Origin of the sequence: Burkholderia sp. Bmkn7 (genome assembly GCF_041103175.1) — a bacterium.
GTDB classification, from domain to species: domain Bacteria; phylum Pseudomonadota; class Gammaproteobacteria; order Burkholderiales; family Burkholderiaceae; genus Burkholderia; species Burkholderia cepacia.
This window is the reverse complement of sequence record NZ_JBGCUH010000003.1, coordinates 3,405,935-3,425,885: the sequence shown is the minus strand read 5'-3', so window position 1 is coordinate 3,425,885 and position 19,951 is coordinate 3,405,935. Positions and strand designations below refer to the sequence as shown.

At 69.5% G+C, this 19,951-nt stretch carries 23 protein-coding genes and 1 pseudogene; 12 read left to right on the top strand and 12 right to left on the bottom strand.

Annotation, left to right across the window (positions count from 1 at the left end):
- Window positions 1-98 precede the first annotated feature (98 nt).
- The 3 genes from AB3K92_RS37535 (at window position 99) to AB3K92_RS37525 (ending at window position 1,563) form a co-directional block, all read left to right on the top strand.
- Window positions 99-653: a single-stranded DNA-binding protein gene (locus tag AB3K92_RS37535; protein ID WP_060067283.1), complete on the top strand. Its 555-nt coding sequence runs from the start codon at window positions 99-101 to the stop codon at window positions 651-653.
- Window positions 654-952: 299 nt separating this feature from the next.
- Complete coding sequence (locus tag AB3K92_RS37530) at window positions 953-1,183, top strand: hypothetical protein (RefSeq protein WP_225740280.1); 231 nt, start codon at window positions 953-955, stop codon at window positions 1,181-1,183.
- A gap of 98 nt (window positions 1,184-1,281) precedes the next feature.
- Window positions 1,282-1,563, top strand: coding sequence for a hypothetical protein (locus AB3K92_RS37525; protein ID WP_369466806.1), 282 nt, complete (start codon window positions 1,282-1,284; stop codon window positions 1,561-1,563).
- Window positions 1,564-1,575: 12 nt separating this feature from the next.
- Here AB3K92_RS37525 and AB3K92_RS37520 read toward each other — a convergent pair.
- Window positions 1,576-1,894 (bottom strand): annotated as a pseudogene (locus AB3K92_RS37520) (IS5/IS1182 family transposase); the annotation flags it as partial.
- 61 nt (window positions 1,895-1,955) lie between these two features.
- Here AB3K92_RS37520 and mug point away from each other — a divergent pair.
- The 3 genes from mug (at window position 1,956) to AB3K92_RS37505 (ending at window position 3,980) form a co-directional block, all read left to right on the top strand.
- A complete protein-coding gene (mug, locus tag AB3K92_RS37515) occupies window positions 1,956-2,504 on the top strand; it encodes a G/U mismatch-specific DNA glycosylase (RefSeq protein ID WP_369466805.1) in 549 nt (182 codons plus the stop codon).
- Window positions 2,491-3,114 carry a DNA-3-methyladenine glycosylase gene (locus tag AB3K92_RS37510; protein ID WP_369466804.1) on the top strand — a complete coding sequence of 208 codons (624 nt, stop codon included), beginning with the start codon at window positions 2,491-2,493 and terminating at the stop codon, window positions 3,112-3,114. Before mug ends, AB3K92_RS37510 begins: the two co-directional genes overlap by 14 nt.
- A gap of 101 nt (window positions 3,115-3,215) precedes the next feature.
- Window positions 3,216-3,980, top strand: a complete 765-nt coding sequence (locus AB3K92_RS37505; RefSeq protein ID WP_059620266.1) for a ParA family protein — start codon at window positions 3,216-3,218, stop codon at window positions 3,978-3,980.
- Between the two features lie 34 nt (window positions 3,981-4,014).
- Here the strand turns inward: AB3K92_RS37505 and AB3K92_RS37500 are convergent, their stop codons facing one another.
- Entirely contained in the window at window positions 4,015-4,200 is a 186-nt protein-coding gene (locus AB3K92_RS37500; RefSeq protein WP_155649058.1) for a hypothetical protein, read from the bottom strand.
- A gap of 285 nt (window positions 4,201-4,485) precedes the next feature.
- Between AB3K92_RS37500 and phaP the strand changes: the two genes are divergently transcribed.
- The 4 genes from phaP (at window position 4,486) to AB3K92_RS37480 (ending at window position 7,819) form a co-directional block, all read left to right on the top strand.
- Window positions 4,486-5,070 (top strand): TIGR01841 family phasin, encoded by a 585-nt coding sequence (gene phaP / locus AB3K92_RS37495; protein ID WP_060057650.1) that lies wholly within the window; start codon window positions 4,486-4,488, stop codon window positions 5,068-5,070.
- 291 nt (window positions 5,071-5,361) lie between these two features.
- The gene (locus AB3K92_RS37490) at window positions 5,362-6,543 is read left to right on the top strand and encodes an acetyl-CoA C-acetyltransferase (RefSeq protein ID WP_369466803.1); all 1,182 of its coding nucleotides are present in this window, start codon (window positions 5,362-5,364) and stop codon (window positions 6,541-6,543) included.
- Between the two features lie 217 nt (window positions 6,544-6,760).
- Window positions 6,761-7,504 carry an acetoacetyl-CoA reductase gene (phbB, locus tag AB3K92_RS37485; protein WP_048025659.1) on the top strand — a complete coding sequence of 248 codons (744 nt, stop codon included), beginning with the start codon at window positions 6,761-6,763 and terminating at the stop codon, window positions 7,502-7,504.
- Between the two features lie 108 nt (window positions 7,505-7,612).
- Window positions 7,613-7,819: a hypothetical protein gene (locus AB3K92_RS37480; RefSeq protein ID WP_048025658.1), complete on the top strand. Its 207-nt coding sequence runs from the start codon at window positions 7,613-7,615 to the stop codon at window positions 7,817-7,819.
- A gap of 91 nt (window positions 7,820-7,910) precedes the next feature.
- On the opposite strand, the gene AB3K92_RS37475 is transcribed toward AB3K92_RS37480, so the two are convergent.
- The 10 genes from AB3K92_RS37475 to AB3K92_RS37430 form a co-directional block, all read right to left on the bottom strand.
- Entirely contained in the window at window positions 7,911-8,201 is a 291-nt protein-coding gene (locus tag AB3K92_RS37475) for a hypothetical protein (RefSeq protein WP_059589684.1), read from the bottom strand.
- Window positions 8,202-8,232: 31 nt separating this feature from the next.
- A complete protein-coding gene (locus tag AB3K92_RS37470) occupies window positions 8,233-8,736 on the bottom strand; it encodes a hotdog family protein (protein ID WP_060059222.1) in 504 nt (167 codons plus the stop codon).
- Window positions 8,736-9,551, bottom strand: coding sequence for a beta-ketoacyl synthase chain length factor (locus tag AB3K92_RS37465; RefSeq protein WP_219707503.1), 816 nt, complete (start codon window positions 9,549-9,551; stop codon window positions 8,736-8,738). Before AB3K92_RS37465 ends, AB3K92_RS37470 begins: the two co-directional genes overlap by 1 nt.
- An 8-nt stretch (window positions 9,552-9,559) precedes the next feature.
- Window positions 9,560-10,771, bottom strand: coding sequence for a beta-ketoacyl-[acyl-carrier-protein] synthase family protein (locus AB3K92_RS37460; protein WP_369466802.1), 1,212 nt, complete (start codon window positions 10,769-10,771; stop codon window positions 9,560-9,562).
- Between the two features lie 63 nt (window positions 10,772-10,834).
- On the bottom strand, window positions 10,835-11,728 hold the full coding sequence (locus AB3K92_RS37455) for a polysaccharide deacetylase family protein (protein ID WP_059620551.1): 894 nt from the start codon (window positions 11,726-11,728) through the stop codon (window positions 10,835-10,837).
- Window positions 11,725-14,193 (bottom strand): MMPL family transporter, encoded by a 2,469-nt coding sequence (locus tag AB3K92_RS37450; protein WP_369466801.1) that lies wholly within the window; start codon window positions 14,191-14,193, stop codon window positions 11,725-11,727. The genes AB3K92_RS37455 and AB3K92_RS37450 overlap by 4 nt, the downstream gene beginning before the upstream one ends.
- Window positions 14,193-14,846: an outer membrane lipoprotein carrier protein LolA gene (locus AB3K92_RS37445; protein ID WP_048023177.1), complete on the bottom strand. Its 654-nt coding sequence runs from the start codon at window positions 14,844-14,846 to the stop codon at window positions 14,193-14,195. Before AB3K92_RS37445 ends, AB3K92_RS37450 begins: the two co-directional genes overlap by 1 nt.
- Window positions 14,843-15,826: an acyl-CoA synthetase gene (locus tag AB3K92_RS37440; protein WP_111998533.1), complete on the bottom strand. Its 984-nt coding sequence runs from the start codon at window positions 15,824-15,826 to the stop codon at window positions 14,843-14,845. Before AB3K92_RS37440 ends, AB3K92_RS37445 begins: the two co-directional genes overlap by 4 nt.
- Entirely contained in the window at window positions 15,823-17,565 is a 1,743-nt protein-coding gene (locus tag AB3K92_RS37435) for an acyl-CoA synthetase family protein (RefSeq protein ID WP_111998532.1), read from the bottom strand. Before AB3K92_RS37435 ends, AB3K92_RS37440 begins: the two co-directional genes overlap by 4 nt.
- 64 nt (window positions 17,566-17,629) lie before the next feature.
- Entirely contained in the window at window positions 17,630-18,283 is a 654-nt protein-coding gene (locus AB3K92_RS37430) for a hypothetical protein (RefSeq protein ID WP_060049412.1), read from the bottom strand.
- A gap of 570 nt (window positions 18,284-18,853) precedes the next feature.
- On the opposite strand from AB3K92_RS37430, the gene AB3K92_RS37425 reads away from it, so the two are divergent.
- Window positions 18,854-19,114, top strand: coding sequence for a phosphopantetheine-binding protein (locus tag AB3K92_RS37425; protein ID WP_042975727.1), 261 nt, complete (start codon window positions 18,854-18,856; stop codon window positions 19,112-19,114).
- 110 nt (window positions 19,115-19,224) lie between these two features.
- Window positions 19,225-19,941, top strand: a complete 717-nt coding sequence (fabG, locus tag AB3K92_RS37420; RefSeq protein WP_060059235.1) for a 3-oxoacyl-ACP reductase FabG — start codon at window positions 19,225-19,227, stop codon at window positions 19,939-19,941.
- Window positions 19,942-19,951 lie beyond the last annotated feature (10 nt).

Here is a 19,951-nt window from a genome sequence, read left to right as displayed (position 1 = left end):
TACATCGGGCAGGCACCGGCGGCGTTCGCCGGCTTGCCCGGCGGGCCGCACCGGCAGCGTGAGCGGGCGGCCCGGCATCGAATTTACTGGAGAAACACATGGCATCCGTCAACAAGGTCATCCTCGTCGGCAATCTCGGCGCCGATCCTGAAGTCCGTTACCTGCCGAGCGGCGACGCGGTTGCGAACATCCGTCTCGCGACGACCGACCGCTACAAGGACAAGGCCAGCGGTGATTTCAAGGAAATGACCGAGTGGCATCGCGTCGCGTTCTTCGGCCGTCTGGCGGAAATCGTCAGCGAATACCTGAAGAAGGGTTCGTCGGTCTATATCGAAGGCCGCATCCGCACGCGCAAGTGGCAGGGCCAGGACGGCCAGGATCGTTACTCGACCGAAATCGTCGCCGACCAGATGCAGATGCTCGGCGGCCGCGGCGGTGCGGGCGGCGGCGGTGGCGGCGGTGACGAAGGCGGTTACGGCGGCGGCTACGGTGGTGGTGGCGGCGGTCGCGGCGAACAGATGGAACGCGGCGGTGGCGGCGGCGGTCGTGCCGGCGGCGCGGCGCGTGGCGGTGCTGGCGGCGGCGCACAAAGCCGTCCGAGCGCACCGGCAGGTGGCGGCTTCGACGAAATGGACGACGATATCCCGTTCTGATTTCCCGTATCCGAGAAATGTAAAGATCAACCCCGCCCTCTGGTGGGGTTTTTCTTTTGTATTCGCGATTCCGCGAATTTTCCTTCCCCGCAAGACGGAAGCCGAGACCCGGCCGGCAGGAACCAAGGGTGGCCTACGAACCCCCGAACCCGACAGCTGGCTCGATTTTTGAGCCTGCATCGTGAGCGGTGCGGTTCGGCGATTTCGTTGTGGATTTCTTCATTCCCGTGAGAAATTCCATATTTATCGAGACAGCTCCCGCGGATAGAGTGCGTTGTCGGCGCTGAATGTGATCGCAGATGCAGCCGGCCCAAGTCAACTTTTATCAGGATACCGAATCGATGCATGAGCTCAAACGAAGCGACCTGAAACAGGTCAGTGGCGCTTTTTCGTGTCAACTTAATCCGGCACCCATCAACTGGGCGGCGGTTGGTGGGGCAGCCCTGGTGGGCGCCGCCCGTGGCCCGCAAGCAGCACTTTTGAGTGGCGCGGGCGCGTTCCTCGGACAGGCCTGGATCTGCAAGTTCTGAATATCGACGGGCAGTTTTGCCTGTCCGTAGGGTGTGTGCGAGCATTTCGATGCTCGCACGCCTGTCGTGTTCGATGTATTGAAATGTCGGGAGTCGTCATGCATTTTCGTGATTTGCGAAGCCCGGTCAGGAAGTTCTTGAGGTACGGCCTTTATCCCGAGCGCTTCAGCAAGGAATTCGGCGATGGATGGTTTGCCGTCTTGCTGGGTGCGTTCGGCAGAACGCTTCCGATGTCGGTCGGGGTGGCCGCGTTGAGCAGTGTCGTGGCGCCGGGCGTGCTCACGACGGGGCGTCTGGCATTGACGTCGGCAATCCTGTTCGGACACAGCGCCTACCTGGAGTGGCATTTGATTCGCCGGTCCCGACGCGAATGGGACTAGGATGTGTTCACGCTAACGAAGGGCTTCGACGATCAAGGCGAAGTTGATAAAGGCAGTGAACATCAGATCGAGTTTGTCGATGCGGGAAGATGCGACGAAAGCCCTTCACTCGACGGAACGGCCGCCCGACTTCGTGGCGACGTTTGTACAACTCCCGGTCGCACTCCCAAGGCTCAACGTGTGTGCTCAACGGAGGAACGACGGGGATGAAGCCGAGATCGAGCGCGAGTTGTCGGGCTTCGTTGCCTTCGTACGCCTTGTCCATCAGCAGGTGCAGCGGCCGATTCGGCGCTTCCAGACGTTCGAGCAGTGCTCGTCCGTGCGGCGCGTCGCCGGCCGAGCGCCTGGTTCCTTTTCATTGATGTCCTTGTCCCTCGCAATCCAGACGAACCGTGGCTGACGAACTTCCCGACCTCATCGCTCCGCATCTCGACGTGTTGTTCTGCGGGATCAATCCCGGCCTGACCGCTGCGGCAACAGGTCATCACTTCGCCGGGAGAAGCAACCGCTTCTGGCGCGTGATCCATCTCGCAGGCTTCACGCCGGCGGAAATTTCGCCGCAGGACGATCGCGCGATACTCCGCCATGGCTGCGGCCTGACGGCGGTGGTGAAGCGGCCGACCGCAAGCGCCGATCAGCTTTCGCGCGCGGAATTCATCGCCGCGGCCGCGGGGTTCGAGCAAAAGGTGGCGCGTTATCGGCCGCGCTTCGTTGCCTTTCTCGGCAAGGCGGCGTACTCGGCGCTTTCCGGCCAGCGTGAGGTCGGGTGGGGATTGCAGCCGGCCCGCATGCAGGGGGCAAGTGTCTGGGTGCTGCCCAATCCCAGCGGAAGAAATCTCGCGTTCGGCCTCGACGATCTGGTCGACGCCTACCGTCAACTGCGTCTGCACGCGAAGGCCGGTTCCGGTCTTCAACCGGAGAGGCGGGATGCGGCGCGGTGAACCCGCGCCTGCGTGGCCGGGCGCCGTGCTGCCCCGCGCGTTCTTCGACCGCGTGGCCACCGACGTCGCGCCGCAACTGCTCAACAAGATCCTCGCGGCCGCGGACGGCCGGGCAGGGCGGATCGTCGAAGTGGATGCCTATGCCGGCGCGATCGACCCGGCCGCGCATACCTATCGCGGCAAGACGCCGCGCAACGCGACGATGTTCGGGCCGCCGGGGCACCTGTACGTCTATTTCACCTACGGCATGCACTGGTGCTGCAACTGCGTGTGCGGCCCGGACGGCACGGGGACGGGCGTGCTGATCCGTGCGCTCGAGCCGCTGCACGGGATCGAACGGATGCGCGCGGCCCGGCCGCCGCAGACGCGCGATCGCGACCTGTGCCGCGGGCCGGCGCGGCTGACGCAGGCGATGGGCATCGGTGGTGCGCAGGATGGCGTCGATCTCGTCGCTGCGCGCGAAGGATTCGCGATCGTCGACGACGGTGCGGCGCCGCCCGCGAACCTGGCGGGCGGGCCGCGCATCGGCATTCGCGTCGGCATGGACTTCCCGTGGCGGTGGTGCGTGCCCGGCAGCCGGTACGTGTCGGGGGCGCTGCCGCGCACCTGACGCGAGCCGTACACAAGTCGCACGCAATTCGACCTGCGTCACGCGGTCGCCATTATTGACCGGCTAAGCTGCTCTTTTCGACGTTCGATCGAGGGGGCACCATGCGGCGGGTCGTATTCAACCAGAAGGGCGGCGTGGGCAAGTCGACGATCGTCTGCAACCTGGCGGCGATCAGCGCGAGCGAAGGATTGCGCACGCTCGTCATCGACCTCGACGCACAGGCGAACTCCACGCGCTACCTGCTCGGCGACGCCGCGGCCGACGCGCAGCCGGGTGTCGCCGATTTCTTCGAAACCGCGTTGACCTTCAACTTCCGTCCGGTCGACGTCGCATCGTTCATCCATCCGACCCCGTTCGAAGGGCTCGACGTGATGCCCGCGCATCCGGATCTCGACACGCTGCACGGCAAGCTCGAATCGCGTTATAAGATCTACAAGCTGCGCGACGCGCTGAACGAGCTCGATGCCTACGACGCCGTGTACATCGACACGCCGCCCGCGCTGAATTTCTATACGCGCTCGGCGCTGATCGCGGTCGAGCGCTGCCTGATCCCGTTCGACTGCGACGATTTTTCACGTCGCGCGCTGTACACGCTGCTCGAGAACGTGAAGGAGATCCAGCAGGACCACAACGCGGCGCTCGAGGTGGAAGGGATCGTGATCAACCAGTTCCAGCCGCGAGCGAGCCTGCCGCAGCGGCTCGTCGACGAACTCGTCGAAGAAGGGCTGCCGGTGCTCGCGTCGAAGCTGTCGGCCTCGGTGAAGATCCGCGAGTCGCATCAGCAGTCCAGGCCGGTGATCCATCTGGAGCCCGGGCACAAGCTCGCGCAGGAGTTCCTCGCGCTGCATCGCGAACTGGCCGGCTGATCTTCCGCGCCTGCCTGACCCGCACGCGGCCGCATCATGCGGCCTTTTTTTTATTGCGACCCGCAATTCGTCCGATCATTGATTTCGTCATTAATAATCCCGGAAACGATTTCATAATAAATCCGGAAAAAACGATTACATAAGCGACTGCTCCATTTTCAATGTGCGCCGGTTTTCTAATAAACGGAATAATGAATTGGTAAATGTTGCGCGACGTCATGATCGGCTATCCTGTAAAAAGGTAAAAATGCATTGCGGGACAGAGTGAAGCGCCGCCCCGTCTGCGATGTCGGCGCATCACGGGTTCCAGCGGTCGTCCGGGATTAGATTAGGGGTTTACACCTAGCATTAATGCCATTTAATTGACAATTAATCGATCTAGAATGGGCTCCTTCAACTTCCCGTACTCAAACAAGTGACGGGTTGTCAATAAGGAAGTCTGCTATCGAACCGGCTTCCGATTTTCCTTACGTCGTCTCTCGCATTGCCAACAGGAGCGTGCCCGATGTCCGTATTTGCCCCCGAAAAACTCAACGCCGATTATCAGTCCGGTATCGCCGCGTGGTTTGCGATCGCCCGTCCGGCTATCCAAGGTTTCGAGGCTGTCGTCGAACTCAACCTGCAAGCGGCCCGGACGGCGCTCGAGGAATATGAGGACAAGCTGAAGAACGCGTTCAACAGCAGCAATCCGGCCGCGGGCTTCGCGCAACAGATCGCCGTGCCGCAGGAAGCGGCCGGCAAGGCCGTGTCCTACGGCCGCCACCTGTTCGACATCGCGGTGTCGACGCAATCCGAATGGGCAAAGGTCGCGCAAGCCCAATACGAACAGAACGACAAGCGCCTGAAGGACGTGCTGGGCGAACTGTCGAAGCACGCGCCGGCCGGCTCGGCGCCGGTGGTGGCCGCGCTGAACTCGGCGTTGTCCGCGGCGACCGCCGCGGCCGACTCGGTACGCGCAGCGACGGGGCAGGCGATCGAAGCCGCCCAGAGCGGCTTCGACGCGGTCAGCGAAACGGCAACGCGTGGTGCGAAGCAAGCGGCCGCCGCCGCGCGCAAGGACGCCGCGGCCGCCCGCGAATCGGCTGCGTGATCGCGTAGCCGCGCAAGCATGTGTCGCGCACGGGCGCGACACGATTGATCGGCGCCGGATGGCGCCGGACGCCGCGTGTGCCGCGCGGTGTCCGGCTCGCGTCCGGTCTGCCGCAACGCGCCGGTGACCCGGCGAGCCGTGCTGGTGTGCCGCCCGTGCGAACGGGTGCGGTTCGCCGTACGGAGGCATGCGACCGCTACCGCGCAGGATGGCCCGGGGGCGCGTTCGCCGGCCGAGACCGGCTCGCACCGGCGTCGGAACGACGAACTGATTTCAATGCAGGAACTGGACATGACGGACGTAGTAATCGTATCGGCCGCGCGGACCGCGGTCGGCAAATTCGGCGGTTCGCTTGCGAAGATTGCGGCGCCCGACCTGGGCGCGACGGTGATCCGCGCGGTGCTGGAGCGCGCGGGCGTGAAGCCCGAGCAGGTGAGCGAAGTGATCATGGGCCAGGTGCTGACGGCCGGCTCGGGCCAGAACCCGGCGCGGCAGTCGCTGATCAAGGCCGGGCTGCCGACGGCAGTGCCGGGGATGACGATCAACAAGGTGTGCGGCTCGGGCCTGAAGGCCGTGATGCTGGCGGCGAACGCGATCGTCGCGGGCGACGCGGACATCGTGATCGCGGGTGGCCAGGAGAACATGAGCGCGTCGCCGCACGTGCTGCCGGGCTCGCGCGACGGCTTCCGGATGGGCGATGCGAAGCTGGTCGACACGATGATCGTCGACGGCCTGTGGGACGTGTACAACCAGTACCACATGGGCATCACGGCGGAGAACGTCGCGAAGGAATACGGGATCACGCGCGAAGAGCAGGACGCATTCGCGGCGCTGTCGCAGAACAAGGCGGAAGCCGCGCAGAAGGCGGGCCGCTTCGACGACGAGATCGTGCCGGTGTCGATCCCGCAACGCAAGGGCGAGCCGCTGCAGTTCGCGACCGACGAATTCGTGCGTCACGGCGTGACGGCGGAATCGCTGGCGGGGCTGAAGCCGGCGTTCTCGAAGGACGGCTCGGTGACGGCGGCGAACGCGTCGGGGCTGAACGACGGCGCGGCGGCGGTGCTGGTGATGTCGGCGCAGAAGGCGGCGGCGCTGGGTCTGACGCCGCTGGCGAAGATCAAGGCATACGCGAACGCGGGTGTCGATCCGAGCGTGATGGGGATGGGCCCGGTGCCGGCCTCGCGCCGGTGCCTGGAGCGCGCGGGCTGGACGCCGGGCGACCTGGATCTGATGGAGATCAACGAGGCGTTCGCGGCGCAGGCGCTGGCGGTGCACAAGCAGATGGGCTGGGACACGTCGAAGGTGAACGTGAACGGCGGGGCGATCGCGATCGGTCACCCGATCGGCGCATCGGGCTGCCGGATCCTGGTGACGCTGCTGCACGAGATGGCCAAGCGTGACGCGAAGCGCGGGCTGGCGTCGCTGTGCATCGGCGGCGGGATGGGCGTCGCGCTCGCGGTCGAGCGCGCCTGAGCGGGGCCTGACGATTCGTCCCGCCTGCGGCGCCGGTGAGCGCCGCACGCGGGTGAAGCGGTTTTCGCGCACGACAAGTGGTCAACAACACGCGCGAGGTGCCGGTGCGTGCCGTGCCTGCAACGCGGGCGGTTGCGCATCGAAGCGGTGGGGCGGCAGCATGTGCGATGCCGTCGCCCCGCTTTCATCGATTACTTTTTTGTCGGTAATTTATAGGATGACTAAGCGAATTGCAGTTGTGACTGGTGGAATGGGCGGCCTCGGCGAAGCGGTCAGCATCAGGTTGAACGACGCGGGCCACCGGGTAGTCGTCACGTATTCGCCGAGCAACACCGGCGCAGACCGCTGGCTGACCGAGATGCATGCGGCCGGCCGCGAGTTCCATGCGTATCCGGTGGACGTGGCCGACCACGATTCGTGCCAGCAATGCATCGAGAAGATCGCCCGGGACGTCGGCCCGGTCGACATTCTCGTGAACAACGCGGGCATCACGCGCGACATGACGCTGCGCAAGCTCGACAAGGTCAACTGGGATGCGGTGATCCGCACGAACCTCGATTCCGTGTTCAACATGACGAAGCCGGTCTGCGAAAGCATGGTCGAGCGCGGCTGGGGCCGCATCGTCAACATCTCGTCGGTGAACGGCTCGAAGGGTTCGGTCGGCCAGACCAACTACGCGGCCGCGAAGGCCGGCATGCACGGCTTCACGAAATCGCTCGCGCTCGAGATCGCGCGCAAGGGCGTGACGGTGAACACCGTGTCGCCGGGCTACCTCGCGACGAAGATGGTCACGGCGATCCCGCAGGACATCCTCGACTCGAAGATCCTCCCGCAGATTCCGGCGGGCCGGCTCGGCAAGCCCGAGGAAGTCGCGGCGCTGGTCGCTTACCTGTGCTCGGAGGAGGCCGGCTTCGTGACGGGCTCCAACATCGCGATCAACGGCGGCCAGCACATGCACTGACGCACGGCGGCCCGGACGGCGCGCATGCCCGTGCCGGGCCGTGTTCCGCTGGTTTCAGTGCCGCGGCGGCACAGGTGTGCCGGTGCGGCCCCGCATTCCGGAGAAGGCATGAGCGACACCTGGATGGGACTCGCGATCGGCGGCGCGGCACTGGCCGTCGCGCTGACGATGGCGATCTCGCTCTTCTGGCTCGAACGGCGCCGTGCGCGGTTGCTGCGGAACTTCGATCATCGCGATTGCTGGCTCGTCGCTTACGGCAAGTGTTTCGCGCGCGTGCGGGCCAGGCCGGCACGCCGCATGCGCGGCGCGCGTTGACGGCAGCGGCATGGCGGCGGTCACGCATCACCGTTGACGTGCGGTCACACATCGCGCGCATGCCGCAAGGCGATGCGCGCGACGCCCGTCGTCAATCGCTCTTTCCGCCCGACTCGCCGGAGCCGTTCTTGTGGAAGATCCGCTTCGTCGTGCGCTTGGTGGCATCCCAGCCTTCGCGCGAGACGTGTGCGACGCCGTGCCCGACCGCCTTCGCCGCACTCGCGGTCGCGTGGCCGAAGCTGCGGGCCGCCTCGCCGGTCTTGTGCGCGGCTTCCTTCGAATCGCGCTTGATGTCCTGCTTCACTTCCGACATGTCCGCGTGCGCGATCGGGCTGATCAGCGCTAGAACGAGCGCGGTACCAATGAACTGACGAACTTTCACGACCTGGTTTCCTTCCGTTGAACAAGCCTCTTCAGCGAGGATTCGCGTCGCCGGCGGGCGCCGGGCGAAGCACGCCGGCCGCCGATGCGTCGAGCATCACCGCGGCGCGGCCGGACAGCAGCACGCGCTCGCCGCAGCGCAGCGCGAAGCCGTACAGCACCGAGCGGGCGTCGCCGCTCACGCGTTCCGCTTCGACGACGAGCGGCTGCGTGAAGGTGTCGAGCCGGTCGACGAACGCGTCGACGTTGCGCACGCTCGCCAGATAGCCGACGCGCGGGCGCGCTTCGTGCGCACCGAGCAACGCGCCGTGCACGGCCATCGCCTGCGCCGCGTATTCGATGCCGCAGACGGACGCGAGCCGGCCGTGCGCGCGCAGCGGGTTGTGCGGATCGCAGTGGCTCGTCGCGGTGCAGCGGATGCGGGCGGCATCCCACGCATCGACCGTATCGAGCACGCACATCGCGCCGTCGTGCGGAATGTGCGCGGCGATCCACGCGTGGTCGAGCGGCGGCGCGAGCGGGACCGTCGCGGTCATCACGCACGCTCCACGAACGTATCCGGCATCGCGACATCGACCTGCACGCGTGTATCGGCCAGGTAGTCGAGCACGACGCGTGTCGAACGCCGCGCGGCGAGCGCCTCGAGCAGCGGCAGCACGCGCGCGGCCGGATTGCCGGCGCGCAGCGCGTCGAGCCCGGCGTGCGCGAGCGTCGTGGCGGGGGTGTCGGCGAGTTGCACGTCGATGCGGGCGAGCGCGTGTTCGCTTGCTTCCGGCGCGAGCACGAGCGCGACGCCGAACGCATCGTCGATCGGCCGCACCGCGCGCAGCGGTTCCGGATAGTCGGTGTCGTACGCGATCAGCAGCGTCGGCACGCGATCGACGACGACCTGGCACAGGCTCTCGAGCAGCCCGGCGGCAAAGCTGCCGTCGTGCGCGCACAGCACGTTCGACGTCGCCATCGCGCGGGTCGCGATGCTCCAGTAGCCGGCCGGCGCGTTGTGCACGGAGTTGTGGAAGCGCGTCGGCGACAACTGGCGATCGTCGCCGGCGAGGGTTTCGCAGATCGCGTGGCAGTTCTGGCCGTCGCCGCCCGACGCGCTGAACACGGTCGCGAGCGTCGCGGCGTCGCGTGCGCTTGCGGCCACCGCTTCGTGGCCGGCCGCGAGCGCCGTGCGCACGACGGGGCCCGTGCGGCGCCGCTCGGCCGACGGCAGGCCGGCCGGCGGCGGCAGCTCGGTGCGGGCGGGCGCATACGGCGCGCGGCCCGCGAGCACGTCGGCCGCGTGCGGCCAGCCGCTCAATCCCGGGCCGACGAGGCCGATGCTTTCGATGAAGGCGGTCAGTGTCATGGCGGGCCTCAACGGCGTGCGTGGTCGGCGCGGCCGAGGATCAGGCTGCAATTCGTGCCGCCGAAGCCGAACGAATTGGAGAGGACGGCGCGCACGCGCGCATCGCGGCTCGCGAGCACGTAATCGGCGACGAGTGTCGGGTCGGGTTGCGTCGTGTTGACGCCCGCCGGCACGAACTGTCCGCGCAGCGCGAGCGCGGCGACGACCGCCTCGAGCGCGCCCGCCGCGCCGAGCGTATGGCCGGTCGCGCCCTTCGTCGAGCTGCACGGCGTGCCGGCGAACAGCGCGCCGATCGCGCGGCTTTCGGCCGCGTCGTTGCTCGGCGTCGCGGTGCCGTGCAGGTTCACGTAGTCGATGTCGTTCGCGCCGAGGCCGGCGGATGCAAGCGCCTGCTCGATGGCGACGCGCGCGCCGAGCCCGTCCGGATGCGGCGACGACATGTGATGCGCGTCGCTCGATTCGCCGATACCGAGCAGCAGGATCGCATCGGCGTCGAGCGGGGCGGGCGGGTCGGGCACGCGTTCGACGAGCGCGAACGCGGCGGCCTCGCCGATCGAGATGCCGTCGCGCGCGACGTCGAACGGACGGCACGGCCGGCGCGACAGCAGTTCGAGCGAATTGAAGCCGTACAGCGTCGTCAGGCACAGCGAATCGACGCCGCCGACGACGGCCGCATCGATCAATCCCGCCTCGATCATGCGGCGCGCGGAGCCGAACACTTTCGCGCCGGACGAGCAGGCGGACGAGATCGCCATCGCCGGCCCGCGCAGCGCGAAAAACGCGCGCACGAACGCGGCCGGCGAATACGGGTTGTGCGTGTGCGCGTAGCGGAAGTCGGCGGGCAGTGCGCCGCTCGCCGGATCGCGGCGCTGGTATGCGTGCTCGGTCTCGAGGATGCCGGCCGTGCTCGTGCCGACGAACACGCCGACGCGCGCCGCGCCATGGCGCGCGACGGCCGCCGCGACGCGTGCGTCGAAGCCGTCCTGCATGAGGCCGAGCTGCGCGAGGCGGTTGTTGCGGCAGTCGAAGTCGGCGAGGTCGGCGCGCACGGGCTGCGCGTCGACGCCGTCCACCGCGCCGATCCACGTGTCGAGATCCGCACGCTCGAAGTCGCAGGGCGTGAGCCCGCCGCGCGCGTGGCGCAGTGCATCGAGGGTCGCGTCGAGGCCGCGGCCGATGCAGCTGGTGGCGGTGAAGTGCGAGAGCAGGAGAGGTTTCACGAGGGTCGCATCCGGTGGCAGGAACGGGCGCCGCAGCAGGGCTGGCAGGCGCGCCGCTCGAGGTCAGATTTTATCAAACGGGGGGGCCGAACCGGCCGGCTCGCGCGGCCCGGCCGGCGGTTCGGGCGCGAGCGCCGCGCGCAGCGTGACCCAGTGCAGCTGCGCGTCGGCGGCCGCGCGCAGCACCGCCTGCAGGACGTCGAGCACGACCGGTTCGCCGCGCGCGTCGCGCGCCGCGTGGCCGTCGTGCACGAGCAGGATGTCGCGCGGCGCGAGACCGTGCAGCAGGCGGCGCGTGACGGTCGCGGCATCGTGCGCGCGCGTGTCGAAACCGCGCCGCGTCCAGCTCGCCAGCTGCAGGCCGAGCTCGCACAGCACCGGTTCGAGGAACGGATTGCGCAGGCCGGCCGGCGCGCGGAAGAACAGCGGGCGCGTACCGGCGATCTCGGTCAGCGTCCGTTGCGCGGCCGCGATCTCGCGCCGCAGTGCGGCGGGCCCCGACAGCGAGAACGTATGCCGGTGCCGCTGGCTGTGGTTCTCGATCGCGTGGCCGCGCGCGACGATCGCCTCGATCCAGCGAGGATGGCGGCGCGCGAGATCGCCGATGCAGAAGAACGTCGCGCGCGCGTCGTAACGGTCGAGCAGGTCGAGCACGCGCGGCGTGACGTCGGGGTCCGGGCCGTCGTCGATCGTCAGTGCGATGCGGCGGCCGGCGCCGGGCGGCAGGCGCGTCCAGTTCGGCCCGAGCAGTGCGCTGCGTGGCCACAGGCCGGCGGCGGTCAGCGCGAGATGCGACGCGACCACGCCGCCGACGGCCCACGGCCACACGGCCGGCTGCGCGACGACGGCGGCTGCCGCGCCCGCGTGCAGCGCGGCGGTGCCCGCGATCAGCGGCGTGGGCTGCCAGCGGCGCGCATCGCCGGGCTGCCGGTGCGGAACGGACGACGGTGCATTCATGCGCGGCTTCCTTGATGGCGATGGCCGGCTGCGGCCGCGCGCGGCGCGAGGATCGCCGCGAACGCGAGCGCGAGCATCGCACCCGGGCCGACGGTCAGCCCGAAGGTCTCGAGCAGCGGCACGCGCGACAGTGCCAGCAGCCCGAAGCCGGCGACCGTCGCGAGGTTCGCGATCAGCAGCGACACGAGCGTGTGGGGCGTGACGGGCTGCGCGTCGTCGCGCTTGCAGAAGAACAGCGCGTAGTTCGAGCCGACCGCGACGATCAGCAGCATCCCGACGAGGTGCAGGATCGTCAGCGGCACGCCGGCGAGCGCGAAGCCGGCCGTCACGACCAGCACGGCCGCGACGAGCGGGGCGAGGGCGCGCACGACGCGGCGCGGCGAGCGCAGGGCGATCAGCAGCAGCACGGCGATCGCGGCGAAACCCGCGAGCGACAGCCGGAGGTCCTCGTGCACGTAGTTCACGTACAGGCGATCGGCTTCGGCCTTCATGTCGACGAACAGCGCATCGGGCACGCCCGCGCGCGCGACGGCCGCGCGGATCGGTGTCGCATCGAGGCTCGATGCCGGTTGCGCGGTGCGGGCGGCGTCCGGCGCGCGCAGCGGCAGCATCGCGCTCCAGCGGCCGTCGCGTTCGGTCAGCAGCGCATCGACGGCGAGCGCCATCGACGTGCCGCGCAGGTCCGCGCGCGTCAGCAGCCGTGCGTGGCGCGCGGCTTCGACGTCGGCGATGAACGGTGCGAACAGGCCGGGCCTGACCGCGATCGGCTGGTTCGCGACGGCGTCGCGCATCCGCGCGGCGAGCACCTCGGCATCCGGCAGGCTCGCGAGGCGCGCGCGCTGCGCGGCGTCGCTCGGCAGGAAGCGCGCGGGGGTTTCGAAACCCGCGAGCGCGCCCCGGTCGACGAGCGGCTGCAACTGCGCGGCGACCCGTTCCGCGCGTTCGAGCGCGGTCTGTTCGGTCGGCGCGGCAATCACGACGAGGTAGCGCACGTCGGGCGCGCCGACATCGGCGCGCAGCCGTGCGTCGAGCGCCTGAGCTTGTGCGGGCACGGGGCTCAGCGCGGCGAGTTCGCGGCTCCACAGGCCGTCGCGATGCAGCACGAGCGTCGCGCCCGCGGCGATCACCAGCACGGCGAGCGGCCAGCGCAGCCGCGGCGCGGCGTCGGCCGCGCGCGCGAGCACGGCGCCGATGCGCGACACGTCGCGGATCGCGACATGCTCGCCGCGCAGGTGCGGCAGCACGAAGCGCGTGACGAGCGCGGCGGCCGTCAGCCCGACGATCGAATACAGCCCGAGCTGCACGAGGCCGGGGAACCCGGAGAACAGCATCGACGCGAAACCGCACACGGACGTCAGCACGCCGAGCCGGATCGTCGGCCAGTACGCGGCGACCCACGCGCGTGTCGCGTCCGCCGGGCGCGCCGCGCCGCATGTGCCGGCCTGCGCCGATTGCACGAACAGGTAGATCGAATAGTCGACGGCTTCGCCGATCAGCGTCGTACCGAAACCGAGCGTCAGCCCGTGGACCGTGCCGAACGCAACGCTGACCGCCGCGATTCCCGCCGCGACGCCCGTCAGCACCGGCAGCAAGCCGAGCGCGAGCATGCGCGGCGAACGGTACAGCGTCAGCAGCAACGCGACGATCAGCACGACGCTCGCCGTCGACAGCCGTTCGACGTCGTGCCGGATCGTGTCGCGCGTGTCGACCGAGAACACGCCGGGGCCCGTCATCGCGAGCGTGGCGGCGGCGTTCGGCACGGCTTGCTGCGCGGCGGCGAACGCGCGGCGCACCGCGTCGATCGCACGGGCCTGGGCATCGGTATCGGAACCGGCGGCGGCCGTCTGCACGACGAGTACTGCGCGGGTGCCGTCGCGCGACACCCACACGCCGTCGCGGCTCGCCGGTTGCGCCGCGCCGTCGAGCTGGTCGACGAGCGCGGCGACTTCGCCGGTCGGGTCGCGCGGCAGCATCGCCTTGGCCACGAGGCCGGCCGACGAGCTCAGCAGGTCGAGGCTGTCGCCGAGCGCCTGGTGCAGGCCGCCGGCGCTGAAGCGCTGCGGCGTGACGGCCGGGCTCAGCAGGTAGCGGTGATCGAAGATGAACTGCCGGTCGCGCGCGTCGTTCGAGGCTTCGCCGTTGTGCACGGCCGCGAACTGCGGGTCGGCGCGCAGCGTGCCGGCCACGCGCCGCGACAGCGCGGCGCGTGTGGCCGCATCGCCGCCGTTGATCGCGACGAGGATCAGCCGCGACACGATGCCGTCGCGCAACTGGTCGACGAGCACGCGCTGCCCGGCGCTCGGCGAACTCGGCAGGAACGCGGACAGGTCGGCCGTGAAGTGCGCGCGCCCGATCGCGACGCCGCACGCGACGAGCGCGAGCAGCCACACGAGCACCGCGCGCTGCCGCAGCGCGTGCAGGCGGCGGGCGACCCGCGAAGACGGGGGCCGGGTGCGTTCGTCCATCAGTTCGGGTTCGCCGGAACGGGTTGCAGGCGCATCACCGAACGGTCGCCGTCGGCCTGCCGGATCGCGACGCTGCGCAACAGGTCGCGCGTGCCGTCGAGCGTGATCGTGCTGACGACCTTCAGCATCCGCGAGTCGAGCGGCGTGAGCGTCAGCGTCCAGTCGTCGCCGCGCCCGGCGAGTGCGACCTTGTAGACCTGCTCGAGCGCGAAGCGGTTGCCGGCGAGCGTCGCGCGGATGCTGTCGATGAACGCGCCGAGTTCCGGATAGCGCGCGAGCGCGAGCGTGTACTTGCGGTTGTTGCGCTCGACGGTGAGCATGTCGCCGTCGACGACGAGGTGTTCGGGCTTCGGGCTCAGCGTGTGCTTCTCGAGATGGTCGGGCGCGACGAACACGAGTTCGCCGGACGATTCGACCGGCTGCGTCGCGATCGACAGGTACTTCGTCTCGGTGAACGTCGCACGCCCCGACTTGTGCTGCGCGAGCGTCGACATCAGCCGGTCGAGGGTCCACGCGGGCGCCGCGTCGGCCGCCCGCGCGGGCGCGGCGGCCAGCGCGATCGCGGCGGTGCTTGCGGCGATGGCGGCGGCCAGCGTGCGGACGGCGCGACGCAGGGCGGGCGTGAGCGTGGGCAGGCGGCGAACGGCGGTCATGCGTCGGAATCCCTCGTGGCGGACAGGCCGGCACCGGCGCACGCGGCGTCGCCGCGCGCGGCCGCGGTCGCGGCATCGCCGCCGTGCCAGAAGTCGAAATAGTTGAACCAGTTGTACGGTGCCGAGCGACAGTACCTGTCGAGCAGCGCGACGTAGCGCGCGAGTGCCGCGTCGACGGCCGCCGCGCGCGCATCGCGCTGCACGTCGGAGAAATCGGCGAGCGTCTCGAAGTGCACATCGTAGCGGTTGCCGTCGCGATAGAGGCCCGTCATGAAGATCACCGGGCGCCGCAGCATCGCGGCCATGTAGAGCGGCCCGAGCGGGAACGCGGCCGGCGCGCCGAGCAGCGGCAGCCGCCGCAGCGACGCGGCCGCGTCGTCGAGCAGCGTGCGGTCGGCGAGCATGCCGACCATGCAGTTCGCGTCGAGGCGCTCGCGCACCTTCAGCATCGAGTCGACTTGCCCGAGCGGAATCACTTCCGGCTGCGCGGCGGGATTCACCGCGGCGAGCGTCGCGTTGATCTTGCGCGCGTTCTTCTCGTACATCGTCACGACGACGCGCAGGTCCGGGTGCGTGCGGCCGATCGCGCGCACGACCTCGAAGCTGCCGAGATGCGCGCCCATCAGGAACGCGCCGCGTCCGCCCGCGAGCGCTTCGTCTACCAGCGTCTCGCCGTGCAGCCGGATGTCGAACAGGTCGAAGCGCCCGTTCATCAGGTAGATGCGGTCGTGGATCGTCGCCGCGAACGTGAACACGTGCCGGTACACGTCGCGCCAGCGCGCGGGGCGGCCGAGCACGCGGCGCAGGTAGTCGCGCGACGCCGCGCACGCGACCGGCGAAAACAGCACGAAATACGTCGCGATCAGGTGCAGCACGACGCGCGCGCGCGGCCGGCCGAAGCGCAGCGAGATCCACGTCATCGCGCGCAGCAAGCCCGCATTGCTGCGCTCCTGGCGTTCGGCCCACGCGGTGCGCTTCATGGCTGCGCACCATCCTGCTCGGCCGGCGGCGCGGACAGCACGCCGCTCGCGACGTCGCGCGCCCCGGCGCGCAGCGTGAAGCGGATCGCACCGCTGGCCGCGGCGTCGTACGCGAGATCGAGCGGCTCGCCGGGCGTGACCGGGCTCAGGAATTTCGCGGACCCGAGCCGCCACGCGTGCAGCGGGCGGTTCAGCGCGGTGCCGAGCGCATGGATCGCGTGATCGAGCAGCACGACGCCCGGCACGACCGGATGGCCGGGGAAGTGGCCGGGCAGTGCCGGGTGATCGGCGGGGATCGTGAACCCGAGTGCGGGCGTGCCGGCCGGATCGGGCACGGGCACGGGCACGGGCACGGGGCGCGCATGTTGCGCAACGAGTGCGGCGAGCACGTCGCGTGGCAGCTTGCCGGTTTCGTTGCGCGGCAGCGCGTCGACGAACACGAGCGGGCGCGGCATGAACGCGGGATCGATTCGTTCGCGCAGCGCGCGCTGCAGGCCGGCTGCGGTGAGCGTCGGCGCGACGACGAGCGCGACGAGGCGCGTGACCGGCTCGAGGCGGATGTCGTCGTGTGCCGCCGCGGCTTCGTCGGGCATGAAGAATACGCCGTCGAGCACCTGCGGAATCGCGTTGAGCTGATGGTTCAGGTACGCGAGCGACGTGCGCTTGCCGGCGATGTTGACGAGGTCGGCCTTGCGGCCGTGCAGCAGGAACCGGCCGTCGCCGAGCAGTTCGAGTGCATCGCCCATCGGCACGGGAGCCTCCACATGTCCGCCCGACACCCACACGGTCGGGCCGCTGTCGTTGTCGTCCGGTTCGGCGCGCGCGTCGAGACGGATGTCCGGGAACAGTTCCCATGCCGCGCCCTGCGACGTGCGGCGGGTGGCGATCTGGCCGGTCTCGGTGCTGCCGTAGATCTCGACGAGCGGCGCGTCGAGCGCGGCCTCGGCTTCGCACGCGAGCTTTTCCGACAGCGGCGCGGTGGCCGACAGCACGAGCGCCGCGCGCGGCAGCGCATGGCCGGCAGCCAGCAGCGCACGCAGGTGGATCGGCGACGTGACGAGCACGCGCGGTTGCGGGATCGCGTCGAGTTCGTCGCGAATGTCGACCGGGTAGAACGGCTGGCGGTTGCTGAACGCGAGGCCGCCGATCAGCGCGAGCAGCACCGTCGACTCGAAGCCGTACATGTGCTGCGCGGGCACCGTGCCGATCAGCGTGGCCGCGCGGCCGTCGAGCAGCCCGAGGCGGTCGGCCGCCGCGCGCACGCAGCCGACCAGGAAGCCCCAGGTCTTGCGGTGCGGCACCGGCGCGCCGGTCGAGCCGGACGTGAACACGTAGGCCATGATCCGCGCCGCATCGATCTGCGGCACCGCGAACGGCGCGTCGTCCGCGAGCGCGCAGGGGGCGGCATCGGGGTACGCGAAGCGCGGCAGGTCGATCGTGCAGTCGGGCGCGTCGTGCAGGCAGAACGCGTCGGGCGCGAACGACGCGAGCTGGCGGACCATTTCCGGCGTATGCGTCGACGGCAGCAGGCTGACCTTGCCGGCAACGAGCGCGGCGCACAGGCTGACCGCGAAGCGGTAGCGGTCGCGGCACACGTTGAACACGTGCGCGCCGGCGGGCAGCGCGGCGGCCACGCGCGCGACGTCGGCGACGAACGTGCGCACGGTGACGGGCGCGCCGTCGCGCCAGGCGATCGTCTGGTCGGGCGACGAATGGAAAACCAGCGGGTGAGTCGGCATAAATCGGTCGAAACAGGAGCGAAGGCCGGCGCGGCCGCGTTGCGGCGCCGCGCCGGCCGTGAATTCATCGTGATGCCTGCGACGCGTGTGTCGTCGCGCGATACGCGCGCACCGCGTCGACCATGCGCGGCCGCGGTTCGTGCGGCAGGGCGAAGCGTCGGCACGCATGCTCGGCCGCGAACATCACGGCGACGAGCGGCAGCGACAGGTAGTTCGCGAACGTCGACCACGTGACGATCGGCGCGGTCGCGAACAGCAGCGTCGACACGGCGGCGATCGCGACGAAGAACAGCGTCCACGCGAGCGTGATCTGCCGCGTGTAGTGCGCGACGGCCGGCGTGATCGCGCCGTGGATCATCGTCGCGAAATGCGTGCACAGCGGCACCTTGCCGGCCGCGAGCGTGCGGCCGAACAGCAGCGCCATCGCGAGATTGAAACTCGCGTGTTCCAGGTACAGGCCCCATTCGAAGTGCCGCGCGAGCGGCACGCGCGCGGCCCACAGCGCGGCGGCGGCAAGCAGCCATGCGGACACGAACCCGATGCGATGCGGCGAGCGCAGCGCCGCGCCGAGCGCGAGCAGCAGCGGCGGCACGAGCGCCATCGCGAGGCCGAGGCCGTGCGCGCCGGGCGTCGCGGCCGCGTAGTGCGCACCGGCCTGGTATGCCGCGACGGCGCCGACCGCGGCGATGCCGCGTGCGACAGGCATCAGCCGGCTCATCGACGGCCTCCGTGCGCGCGGCGCGAATACCCGTCACCGGCGGCCGGGCGGCGGCGGACGGACGGGCGAACCGGAACGGAGCGGAAGGACGGGCGCGGCATGACTGGCGACATCGGGCGGATCGTGGCCGGACGGGAGGGTCGGGCCGTCAAACATCATATGAAAGGCGGCCGGGACGGGGTCCTGGCCGGTGGTCGGGCACGCTCATTTTAGGGCCGCGGCACCGCGTGTTCGGAGCGGGCGCGAACGGGTTTTGTAACCGATTGTATGGCGCCGGACGAACGGTTTCGCGGGGTCGGTCCATTTCCATCCAAAGCGGCTCAAGCATCTGCTGCATCCGGGGCCCGCAACGGGGCGCGGCGCTGGCTCGCCAGTCTGTAACCATTGGCGGTATACGGCCCGATACCCGTTCGTCTAGAATCCGCGTAACTTTTACAAACGATCCCCAAAAACGCAGGCGGGGAAGCCGGCAGACGCCGGAGGGACGGAGATACGCACGCGCCGGGCGTGCATGGCGATTGCCGTTTCCGGGCGCCTTCCGCTGCCACGGGCCGCCTGCCCGCACGCATGATGAACGCACTGGAACAAGAGCTCGCCACGCTGATCATCGGCGAACTGAATCTCGAAGACGTCCCGCTCGAAACAGTGACGGCCGACACCCCGCTGTACGGCGAGGGTTTCGGGCTCGACTCCATCGACATCCTGGAAATCGCGCTGCTGATCTCGAAGAAATACGGCTTCGAGCTGCGTTCGGACAATCCGGACAACCAGAAGATCTTCGCGACGCTCGGTGCACTGGCTGCGTACGTCGCCGCGCACCGCACGAAGTGACGGCGTCGCGCACGGGCGCGGCGCGCAGATGATGACGGCACGCGGCCGCGATCGGCAGACGATACGCGACCGCGTCGATCGAGGTGGAACGCGATGAACGGAGCAATTCGATGCGGGCGCTCGTGACGGGCGGCAGCGGCGCACTCGGGCAGGCGATCTGCGCGGCGCTCGCGCAGGCCGGCCATGAAGTGTGGGTGCATGCGAACCGCCATCTCGCGCAGGCGGAGGCGGTCGCGCAGCAGATCGTCGCGGCCGGCGGCACCGCGCGCGCGATCGCGTTCGACGTGACCGACGCCGATGCGACGCTCGCCGCGCTGGCGCCGCTGGCCGACGATGCGCCGGTGCAGATCCTCGTCAACAACGCAGGCATTCACGACGATGCGCCGATGGCCGGCATGTCGCGCCGGCAGTGGCACAGCGTGATCGACGTGACGCTCAACGGCTTCTTCAACGTCACGCAGCCGCTGTTGCTGCCGATGATCCGCACGCGGCGCGGACGGATCGTCAACATCGCGTCGGTGGCCGGCGTGACCGGCAATCGCGGGCAGGTCAACTACGCGGCCGCGAAGGCGGGGCTGATCGGCGCGACGAAGTCGCTGTCGCTGGAGCTCGCGTCGCGCGGCATCACCGTGAACGCGGTCGCGCCCGGCATCATCGAATCGCCGATGGCCGAACAGGCGTTTCCCGCCGAACGCATCAAGCAGCTCGTGCCCGCGCAGCGCGCGGGCCGGCCCGACGAAGTCGCGGCGATGGTCGCGTACCTGGTGTCCGACGCCGCGGCCTATGTGACGGGACAGGTGCTGTCCGTCAACGGCGGGCTCGCATGACGAAGGGCGC